This is a genomic window from Streptomyces sp. NPDC050743 (assembly GCF_044456925.1).
Taxonomy (GTDB): domain Bacteria; phylum Actinomycetota; class Actinomycetes; order Streptomycetales; family Streptomycetaceae; genus Streptomyces.
Map to the genome: position 1 here is coordinate 1 of NZ_JBITGJ010000341.1, position 1,206 is coordinate 1,206.

At 69.9% G+C, this 1,206-nt stretch carries 1 protein-coding gene; it reads left to right on the forward strand.

The window, feature by feature from the left end:
• The coding region (locus ACIBJF_RS53520; RefSeq protein ID WP_399185133.1) for a transposase at positions 1-1,143 on the forward strand (1,143 nt) is incomplete at its 5' end.
• Positions 1,144-1,206: the final 63 nt, after the last annotated feature.

Genomic DNA, 1,206 nt, shown 5'->3' on the forward strand with positions numbered 1-1,206 from the left:
GTGCTCGATGACGCGGTGGCCACCCAGGACACCGTCACCCAGATCATCTCCGCGATCCGCCGGGTGATCCGCGAGGTCCCCGGCGCCGGGGAGACCGCGGAGCAGTGGTGCACGGCGCACGACTACACCGACCCGGGCAAGCCGAGGATCGCCTGGGACGACGAGGCCGCCCGCGCCGCACTGGTCGACGCGCTGGTCACCGACGCCCTCAACCTGCTCGGGCACCTGCCCGAACAAGAGCTCGGGGAGAGGGCGGCGAATGCGGTGGGCCTGCTGGCCCTGGTCGCGGGCCAGGACGTGGAGCCGGCCGAGGACTCCGACGGGCGCGACGGCCGATGGCGCATCGCCAAGCGCACGGTGGCGGACCGGACCGTGTCCACCGTCGATCCCGACGCACGGCACATCCACAAGAACCGCACCCGCCACCAGGACGGCTTCAAGGGGCATGCGTCCTTCGAACCGGAGACCGGGTTGTTCACCGCGGTTGCCCTCACCAGCGGCCACGGCCCCGACAACCACGAGGCCGCCGTCGCCTGCGATCTGCTGGCCGACGAGGACGAGGGCCAGGAGTTAACCGTGCTCGGCGACTCCGCCTACGGCACCGGCCACCTGCGCGAACAACTGCAGGCCGACGGCCACACCCTGGTGATCAAGCCGCCACCGCTGCGGCAGGCCGTCCCCGGCGGCTTCACCATCGACGACTTCCTCATCAATACCGCGTCCGGCACCGCGACCTGCCCGGCCGGACACACCGCCAACCTTGGACAGGTCAAAGCAGACGGCGCCCGCACCGCACAGTTCAAACGCCTTTGCACCGACTGCCCCCTGCGCGGACGCTGCACCACCTCCAAGACCGGGCGCACTCTCAACGTCCACCCCCAGCACGAGCTGCTGGCCACCGCCCGCGCCCAGGCCGCCACTGATGTGGTCTGGCAGAACGAATACCGCAGATGGCGGCCACCCGTTGAACGTGCCATCGCCTGGCTGGTCGCCAAGGGCAACCGCCGCGTCCCGTACCGCGGCGTCATCGCCAACAACATCTGGTTCCACCACCGCGCTGCCGCTCTCAACCTCCGCCGACTGATCAACCTCGGACTCAACCGGGCCAACGGCAGCTGGCACCTCACCCCGGCCACCGCATAGCGAAAGGGCCGCCCGGCCCACAGCCGAGCAGCCCCTCAAACAAGATTTTCAGCAGCCTTCTAG